This is a genomic window from Prosthecobacter sp. SYSU 5D2 (assembly GCF_039655865.1).
Taxonomy (GTDB): Bacteria; Verrucomicrobiota; Verrucomicrobiia; order Verrucomicrobiales; family Verrucomicrobiaceae; genus Prosthecobacter.
This window is the reverse complement of the sequence record NZ_JBBYXL010000009.1, coordinates 294451-303663: the sequence shown is the minus strand read 5'-3', so window position 1 is coordinate 303663 and position 9213 is coordinate 294451. Positions and strand designations below refer to the sequence as shown.

Genomic DNA, 9213 nt, shown 5'->3' with positions numbered 1-9213 from the left:
AGTGCTCATGACACCGCCACTATAACAAACGCGCTTTTACCCAGGAAATACCGCTGGAACCCTTGATTTATCAGGCTTCATGTCGCCTGACCCCGTTTCCCATGCCAGCAACGACGTGGCGGTGATCGAGGCGTATTCCGCACTGACAAGATTATGGGCTACGGGGACACGCAAAGGCAATGCCATCACCGGAGCTGTCCGCAGCCAGGAAGCAAGCATCATCCGGGCTCAGCGAAACAGGCTCAGGAAGGCGGAGAAAGACGGCGTTGCCCCCGGCCTGATGAAGAAGCTGAAGGAGACCGCAGAGTTCTTCCACCAGGTGCTGAAACAGACCGCCCGGCTCATGAAGGCCAAGAAGGAAGGCAAGCTGGGTGACATCGAAGAGTTTCTCAATGAATCCGTGGGACTTTCCCAGCAGGCCGCCCATGTGGAGAGCCTAGAGGTCGTTGCAGCGGCTCCGGAGGAGACGGCCGCAGGAGCGCCTGGCATAGACTCGGCCTCAGACTTTCAACAGCGGACACGTCTGCAGGAAGTCCTCAATGGCCAGTCCGGGGGCGTGACCTTCAGCCTGACCCTCAAGAATTTGGATGAGGCCAGAATTCATCTGCGCGGCCTTTCTGGCAAGCCCATGACTACGGCGGACGGCCTAACTGCCAATATTTCAAATCAGACGGCAGCCAAAATGGTCAGCAGCTCTGCGGTACGAAAGTCTGCCGACATCGACACTCATCTCGCGGCCATCGAAAACATTGAGGTGCTGTTCCAGACTGGAAAGATCACCGAATCCAAACCTGACCGAGATAACGACCCGAACATCAAAGCCGTCCACCGGGTGCATAGCCAGATGGGACCCTATGACGTCAAGTTCACCGTCAAAGAACTGGTACAAATGGAGCAGGGAAACCGCATTTACTCTATTGAGGCGATAGAAACAGAGCGCGCCTCTGAAAGGAAGCGTGATGACGCAGACACCCTTGCGGGTCCGACTTCATCACCACAATCAGAGGCGCTCTCACAAGATACACTCGACATGGAGGAAAGTCAAACCTTCAGCTTGACCTCCCAAAACGCGCTCTGGCATGGCATCACCGGATATGACAAGCGGGGGAATCCGAAGACCGTTGTCATCCTCGGCCGCCAAAGCAGCGGAGCTTACAGCCTCAGCATCAACGGCACGCTACGGGACTTCGATGAAGCCCAGACAGCCGCCATCACCGGCTTGCCTCCCGGCCAGCTCCGCACCTTGAGCTCTGGAGATGCCAGCCATGAGCCTGTCCAGATGGTTGAACCGCCTGTAGCTAAACAGCCCGATCCAACGCCTGCAGACCCGCCACCGAAGGATGGCAGCAAAACGCAAGAACCCGCAAGTGACCCATCGGATAAAAAACATCTAACCGGCACGACTGAGGAGAGCATTAGTTACAAACTGCGCACCTACCTGCTGGACCCCAAACATCCAGAAGGAGGTCCCAAGTCAGTGTGGTTCAAAGGCGCCTTAGGGTTTACCCAGAGCAATGTGGATGATTTGGGCCGGCAGCTTGTCTTTGATCCTCAAACGGCTAAAACCACAAAGACGACAGAATTTGGGCAAAAATTTAATCAGATCATTTCTCTCAAAGGAGCGAATGGAAAAGTGATTTCAGTGACAGTCTGCTGGATTAGGAACCCTGATGGTGTTATTAGGTTAGTAACCATTCTCCCCGAAGACAAATAATATGATTGAAGAACTTTCATTGGTCAGGCTTGTCAGGCCCATCTCCAGCCCTGCGGTTCCTGTGGGATCGGTGGGCACCGTCCTCATCGTTTACGAACACCCTTATCGCGCCTTTGAGGTGGAATTTATCAACGCGCAAAGGAAGACTCTGGTGGACATCGAAACGGGAGAGATAACCTTCACTGTGCGTGAGGAGGATGTAGAGCCCTGTGCGGAAGTTGCCATGGAATAGGATGATTGAAGAACTTTCATTGGTCAGGCTCGTTCGCCCCATCTCCAGCCCTGCGGTGCCCGTAGGATCGGTGGGCACGGTTCTCATGGTTCATGAAGACTCTCCACCGGCTTACGAGGTGGAGTTTATAGATGCAGAAGGAAGGACACTAGTGGACCGGCAAACTGGCATATTCGCTTTTACAGTTCGTGAGGATGAGCTTGAGCTGTGGTCGAAAGTGAGCAGGGGATAATATGATTGAAGAACTTTCATTGGTCAGGCTCATCCGACCCATTGTTAACCGTGCGGTCCCCGTTGGATCGGTTGGCACTGTCCTTATCGTCTACGAAGACAGGCCCCCGGCTTACGAGGTCGAGTTCAGTAACGAGGAGGGAACTACTTTGGAGGATTCAAGAACCGGCGATGTCACCTTTACTCTGAGTGCGGATGACGTGGAGCCGTGGTCGGAAACTGAGAGAGAGTAAGATGATTGAAGAACTTTCATTGGTCAGGCTTGTCAGGCCCCACTCCATCTCCCGCCCTTGCGTCTGGCTGCGGGTCTGGTGACAGAGTGGTGAGTGATTTGTTGGGCGAAACCGGCCGCACAGGCCGGGCGCATGGTCACAGACCATGCCGTGGAGCGGCGGCGGGAAAAGGACGCCGTGGTCATGATCGGCCTGGAGGGAAAGATGCAGGAGATGGCCCTGCAGCAGCGGCAGTTCCAGGCGCAGGAGCCGGACCCCGACCAGTGGGAGACGCACTGGCAGAAGCTCAAGACGGATTTTGAAAGCCAGGAGCTGGGCCAGGCCGACCTCTCCCGCGCCGCCAGCCGCGCCATGACCCACACCCTGGCCCGCTACTCCCAGGGCCACGCCCTGCGCATCCGCGAAGCCGCCGGCCACCAGTCCCGGCAGCGCCTGGCCACCGCCGTCACCGCCCGCATCCAGGCCGCCCGGACGCCGGAGGAAGTCGCCCAAGTACGCCCCCTGGCCAACGCCGGCGGCATGGCCGATGAGCACTTTAACGCCCTCGCCGGGTCATTGGCAGAAGGTGTCCGTCTCAGGGCCATCCAGGGTGAAGACCAGCAGGTCATGAACCTGGTGGAAACGCACGGGGATGAAGGCATGGCTCAGGCCATCTCCATGGTCCAAAAATCATCCTACCGGACCGGGGACGAAAAGTCGGAAAAAATCAAAGACATCACCTATGCACAGGATGTCCGGCGTCTCACTGCACAGGCCCAGTTGAATCCTGAGACTGTTCAGCTCCAGCTTGCTGTTGGAGATGGCCCGGATCGCGCCAGTCTCCAGGCTCTGAACACCCAGGATCAGCAGGCAATAAAAGCCGTGGCAGAACGCGAAATCCGCAAACGCGGTTTCCAGGAGGTGGGTGAGGCCGTGAAGACCGTGGACCGCGCCAATGTGGAGGAGGTGGTACGAACAAAAAGTGTGGCAAAAATCACCGCGCAGGACCTGGGTGCAGGGGAGTTAAAGCAGGAAACGGGGTCAGCAGGAAACGGGGACAGATTGCGACTCGTGACAGCATAAAAATCACGGCATCTTTTTCAAGGATGGGCTATTTCTACCCACTGCGTGCGGACATCTGAGCCGGTGCTCAGATTCCAGGTTCCGCCGGGTGGCAGGGTCTCGGTTTGTTGATGAGAGCCGCGACTGTCTGTCCAAGCGAAGGTGATGGCCGCAGGACCCCGATCCACGGGGTAAATGAGGTGACCTTCAGCTCTCAAGTAGCGCTTGCCACCCTTGTTAGAAAACCGTACTTGAACCGTGTCGGCAGCCGGAGCTGGAAACGTCAGCTTGGCACTCCACATGGATTGCGACCAAAAATCCGCTGGCTCCACAGCGGTTCTCTGGATGGACGGGTGCTCCAGGATGGGGGACCAGGATTTGCCGGAATCTGTGGAGGCTTCGATCTGATACTTGATCTCCGGATTGGGGGGATTGCTGGAGGCTACTTGGGCGGCCACCCAAAGCTCCTGGATGCTTTCTTTGCGCGGAGTGGCCAGCTGCAGGGTCAGCTTTGGCGTGTCAAAGGCTCCTGCGATCACCCGTGGCCTTGCCTGTGGCAGGGTCGGTCCAAAGCTCACAATGCCGCGTCCGCTGACTTCATAACGGATCGCTGTGCGGTTATCCTTGAGCCGGGGAAAGGTGGCGGGATTGGCCTGGCAGATGGTTTGAATGATCAAGCCACGGTCTTTAAGCTCCGCGATGGATGAGCCGAATTTCAAATGGTACTGGCGGTGGCCTTTGACCTGGTCCGTGAGATCCAGGCCATCGGAAAACGTGCCCGCCGCATGCCAGCTTGCCCCGCCATCGGTGGAGACTGCCACCTCGCATGTGAGGGCTCCGCGCAGGATCAGCCCTTGCTTGCAGCCCGGTTGATAGATGCCCCAGGCGGTGTCATCGGGTGGGCTGGCGGCGATGATGTAGGGTGTGAAAAATTCCAGGGTCACCTGCTGGTCATCGGAACTCGTGACGCCCTCGGAAAAGTCTGGCTGCCAGCGATAGACCGCGTTGCCATAGCGCATCTGGCCGGTGACATGGGCGGCGCCCTTTTTGGAGCCGAACATCTGTTCAGGCTGGTTCACCCAGGTGCGTGAACGCTCCGGACCTGGGATGCCGCCCGACTGGTAGTTGCGGCCCCAAAAGACAAAGGTTTGACCGTCCTCCAAGCCCGGGGCAAAGTAGCGCCGGATGGACTCGCCTTTGCGCAGATTCACCATCGGTGGCGGCCCGGCATAACCTGCCAGATACTCGGCACTGCGGTAGTCCGCATACGAAGCCGCGTCCCCTTCATGCAGTCCGCAGACCAGCCAGCCCTGCTGGCGGTCTGGGGAGAACTGGCGGCTGGCGACCTGCTGGTATTGAGGCACAATCTGGTCGAGTCCCAGCAGGGCTTTGCCCTCGCGATCAAAGATCACGGTGGAAAGATCATGATCCAACATGACCCACCGTCCAGAGCCATAGGGGCCGCCAGTGAGATACGCCTCAAAACTGTTGTGTCCCCGGGTGCCGGTCACCCGGCTGCGACAGTGGCCCAGCAGCGCATCCAGCTCTGCCGTCCACTGCGCGTGCGTGGTGCCGCACAAAGCGAACCCATGGGCAAAGAGCCCCGTCCAATAATCCCGCGTGGTATGCGTGTTATCATTGGCGAAACCCTTCCCCCACAAGTCTTCCTTGCCTTCTTCCCCATGGGCATAGTGCGTGTTCCGAAAATACCAGGCTGCCAGGGCCTTGTGGTGATCGTCCTTTGGCGAGATTCCAGTGCTGCGCTCGTACTGCTCCGCCTGCGTCTTCGCCAAGCGGGTAAAGTCAGACATCGCCAGCTCGCCGGGATACCAGGGATGATCGGTGCCTAACTGAGGGTCTCCCACCGCGGCGAGTGCCTGGCCAGACAGGGACAAGGCCATGACGAGGGGATGGAAAGAGGCTGGAAGCGGTTTCATCGGTCCCAGGTTTACGTTGCCGGGGTGAGGAATTTAACGCCTGCAGCCTGCCCATACGCTTTTTGGGGGAACGGAAGTCCGGCAGGGAAAGGGTCGCCCGTCCGCTGCCGCGTTCGTTGGGAAAACGGATCATTCCAACGTTTCCCGCCGCACTAGTTTCTTTTCGCAGGGGGCATGGCGATACGCGCGCCGGGAGCCGGTTTCGAGGTCGCTGTCTTGGGGTACGGCATCTTGGCATCCACGGCGTCGCGCCAGTCCTGGAGCTGCTTCTTCAGCCTGGCCACCACCTCGGGCCGCTCTTTTGCCAGGTCGTTGCGCTCCCCGATATCCTTGGCCAGGTCGAAGAGCTGCACGGTGCCGTTCTCGTAGTACTCCAGCAGCTTGAAGTCGCCCGAGCGGATCGCGCCGCCAGGGCTTTGGTAACCGTGGTTGCTGTAGTGCGGAAAGTGCCAGAAGACCGGCCCCCGCTCGTAGGCCTCCCCATTCAGCGCCGGAACGAAGCTTTTGCCGTCCACGTGCTGATCCGGCACCGGCGGCAGATTCATCATCTCGAGCAGAGTCGGGTAAAAATCGGTTCCTGTGACGACTGCTTCGGTCGTCGAATTCGGTTGGGTCCGGCCCGGCCAGAAGACAATCAGCGGCACGCGAATGCCGCCCTCATAATTCCAGCCTTTCGCCCCGCGGAGCGGAAGATTGGACGAAGCAAAACGGGAATCCAGCGCCTCACGAGATCCATGGATACCGCAATACCCATTCGACGCTGACATGCCGCCGTTGTCCGCCGTGAAGACAATGATGGTGTTCTCTTCCAGGCCCAGTTCCTTCAGCTTCGCGCGAATGCGTGCGAGGCTTTCATCGGTCGCCTCCAGCATGCCGGCAAACTCGGCATTGTCCTGCTTCTGCTTCACCCACCAGACGCGTGCGTCCTGTTGCGCCTTCAGATTGTCATTATCCGCCAGTGCCTCCAGTTCGTCCTTCGTGAGCGGCGGCCCGTCCGGGTTGGGTTCGAGAATGAAGTCCGGCCCCTTCTGCTCCGGCATCGCCGCCAGCTTCTTGCGATACTTTTCCACCAGATCCGGCCGCCCCTGGATCGGGTCGTGGACCGCGAAATGTTCGAGGTGTACGAAGAAGGGCCGGTCCTGGTTACGCTCAATGAAATCCAGCGCCGCATCGGTCAGCTTGTCGGTGAAGTAATCGCCTTTTTTCGCCGGCAGCTTTCCATGGTAAGCAGCGCCAAAAGGATGGTGATAGGACTTCACCCACCCTGTGATCTCCTCATCGAAGCCATAAGTCGTCGGGTCCTTCTTCACGTGCGCTTTGCCGTAGTTTGCCGTGGCGTAACCGTGGCTCTTGAGTGTTTCAGCCAGGGTGACCTCCTCGTCCGGCAGGGCGGTCAGCTTTTCCCCGTGATGCAGCGGCTCGTAGTCCCGCTCAGGGCGTCCTTCGAGCCATTCCGTCAAGTTGGTCCGGGCGGGATACTTGCCCGTCAGAATGCTGGCGCGGCTCGGCGAGCAGACGTGGCATGTCGAGTAGGCGTTGGTGAAAAGCATGCCCTCCTTGGCCAACTGATCAATGGACGGCGTTTCATGAAACTGACTGCCGTAGCAACCGATGTCCCTCTGCCCCAGGTCATCCACGAGAAAGAAGATCACGTTCGGTGATTTCGCCTGAGCGATGCCGCAAAAGAACAGGGCGGTGAAAGTGAGGAGTGTTCTGTTCATGGGTTTGAATTGGGTATTCCTGTCAGCCGGTCTTTTGTCAAGAAACGCTGCCTGACCCGAATGGCACTGAATTAAGCTGGTTTTCGGATGAGAAATCTCCGCGAATCTGATCCCAAAGCGGCCTTAATTCAGTGCCATTCCACACTGACCCCGTTTCCCTGTATTTTTTACCCCAACTGATTTAGTATCCCCATTGAAGTGCTAGCGACCTCCCACATGATCTCTTGCATTTCTTCGGCTTCCCAAGGGTCGCATCTAGCGTAAATTGAAGCGGCCTGAAGCATGATAGATGATTTGCTGTGTGCTATAAAAATATTTTTACAATAATTATTGTTTATCTTCATGCAGTAATTTGCCGCCGTCACCCTATCGATTCGGTTCAAGGATCCTAAATCATGCCTAATGGTTACAAAAGTTCCGTCAGGCTTGAAGACTTGGAAGGTTTCTATCGCGAAGTTCGACCCTTGTAAAAATACCACATATGGAAAGTGGTATTCATCAAGCATATAGTTCCTTACTTCACTTATATTCTTAAAGACCCGCTCAATCGCATTTCCTGCGGCCATCAATTGTTGGTCTTTCTTTTTCCCAACCAGAATACCTGCTTTAATATTCTCAACGTCTTTCCCTTGGAACTTTGCCTCTCCGACCAGAATTACCCTCCACTTTTTTTCTTTATCGAGGACTTCAATAACACCTCCATCGGGTCTAATTTCGGAATCTTTGAGGTAAAGGGTTTCGCCCAATCGCTCATCAATTGATTTCAGCTTTTCATTTATTTCCTGTTTTTTGATCGCCGCCCTAATTCTGAATTGGTAAAGCGGATGCGCCAACTTAAGTGCTTCCAATACTTTTAGGCTCGCACGCCCAACGGCTTTATCATGGACCTGAGCGCCTTCACCAAATATCCCAACTACACCCCCTGAAGAAACGTGCTGAGCTGTTAATCTACTAGTCTGTCCTTTGCTCATTATTACAACTTTATTTAGAGGCAACTGGCCTCTTGTTTTTGATTATAATTCTAAAATATGGACATTTCCCATTGATGCAAAGATCGTTGTCGTCGTCGCCTTTTCTGAATTTCACCAACTCAAATTGTTCTGGATTGAATTTGTGCAAAAAGGTGATCGGAACGCCCATAAACCCATGATAATCCATTGGGATGTCCTGAGTTTTATCGACGTTTATACCTTCAAAATTGTCGTATTTGGGGTATTCTGATTCGCTCCCCGCATACGTCTTGGTTAGAGTAATATCCTCGTGTCTTTTGAAGGTGTCTAGATTAGTCAACCACAAGCAGTTGTTTGGAGAGATGATTCTATTTCCTGAAGCGTCAATCTGTACCTCTGTGCCGTAAAGTTCGTAGTGATCGGGGACGATAAAACCGGAAATTCCTCTACCGAGGTTTATACCTAACCACGCTTTATTTTCTTGGATTAACTGGAAAATCTCTTTGTATGTAATCGCGTTGATATTCCCGATGATCAGGAACTTCTTGTCGTATTTAATAAGCTGTGCGACATATTCGCGAAATAGCGAGAAAGGCGGATTAGTTACAACGATGTCAGCTTGTTTGAGGAGTTCAATGCACTCGGCGCTGCGAAAGTCTCCATCTCCCTTTAAGTATTGTATGCCAATCTGCTCAGGATCGGGGACGTTGTTGCTATTATTGTCCCCCGTGTATTCTAAGTAAATTGCTTTTTCTGATTTTTGCTCGCTAAACAAGTCCACGCTTTGGTCCTTGTAACAAGCGGCAATTAACTTCTTTAGTCCAAGTCGTTCAAAATTGACTGAAAAATATTTAAAGAAATTGCTAATTTGAGGATCATCGCAATTACAGTAAACAACCTTACCCTGAAAATGGTTCTCGTAGTGTTGTAACTCTCTTTGAATATCAATTAGTTGAGTGTAAAACTCATCTTTTTTGTTAGCTTTTGCCTCCGTCAATAAGGCTCGCGGCATGTTTCTTTTTGTTCGCCGCCTTTCATTTGAAATCAAAACATCCATTAATCCCTAATGTAGTGCAGTTTTGATGTCAAAACGAGCAAAAAAATGGGTTTTTTTTCAAAGCGATGGGCGCGTTAGGGCATGAAGGAGACGTCGG

Annotated in this window: 7 protein-coding genes; 3 read left to right on the top strand and 4 right to left on the bottom strand. The window is 54.6% G+C overall.

Going from position 1 to position 9213, the window contains the following annotated elements; genetic code table 11:
• Nucleotides 1-79 precede the first annotated feature (79 nt).
• From WJU23_RS17160 to WJU23_RS17150, 3 genes are all read left to right on the top strand, one after another.
• On the top strand, nt 80-1714 hold the full coding sequence (locus WJU23_RS17160) for a DUF6883 domain-containing protein (protein WP_346333833.1): 1635 nt from the start codon (nt 80-82) through the stop codon (nt 1712-1714).
• 1 nt (nt 1715) lies between these two features.
• Complete coding sequence (locus WJU23_RS17155) at nt 1716-1946, top strand: DUF4926 domain-containing protein (RefSeq protein ID WP_346333832.1); 231 nt, start codon at nt 1716-1718, stop codon at nt 1944-1946.
• Between the two features lie 596 nt (nt 1947-2542).
• On the top strand, nt 2543-3472 hold the full coding sequence (locus tag WJU23_RS17150) for a hypothetical protein (protein ID WP_346333831.1): 930 nt from the start codon (nt 2543-2545) through the stop codon (nt 3470-3472).
• Between the two features lie 17 nt (nt 3473-3489).
• Here the strand turns inward: WJU23_RS17150 and WJU23_RS17145 are convergent, their stop codons facing one another.
• The 4 genes from WJU23_RS17145 to WJU23_RS17130 all read right to left on the bottom strand — a co-directional run bounded on the left by WJU23_RS17145 (nt 3490) and on the right by WJU23_RS17130 (nt 9071).
• Nucleotides 3490-5388, bottom strand: coding sequence for a hypothetical protein (locus WJU23_RS17145; protein ID WP_346333830.1), 1899 nt, complete (start codon nt 5386-5388; stop codon nt 3490-3492).
• 152 nt (nt 5389-5540) lie between these two features.
• Complete coding sequence (locus WJU23_RS17140) at nt 5541-7109, bottom strand: sulfatase (RefSeq protein WP_346333829.1); 1569 nt, start codon at nt 7107-7109, stop codon at nt 5541-5543.
• Between the two features lie 167 nt (nt 7110-7276).
• Nucleotides 7277-8083: an EcoRI family type II restriction endonuclease gene (locus WJU23_RS17135; protein WP_346333835.1), complete on the bottom strand. Its 807-nt coding sequence runs from the start codon at nt 8081-8083 to the stop codon at nt 7277-7279.
• A gap of 7 nt (nt 8084-8090) precedes the next feature.
• Nucleotides 8091-9071 carry an adenine-specific methyltransferase EcoRI family protein gene (locus WJU23_RS17130; protein WP_346333828.1) on the bottom strand — a complete coding sequence of 327 codons (981 nt, stop codon included), beginning with the start codon at nt 9069-9071 and terminating at the stop codon, nt 8091-8093.
• Nucleotides 9072-9213 lie beyond the last annotated feature (142 nt).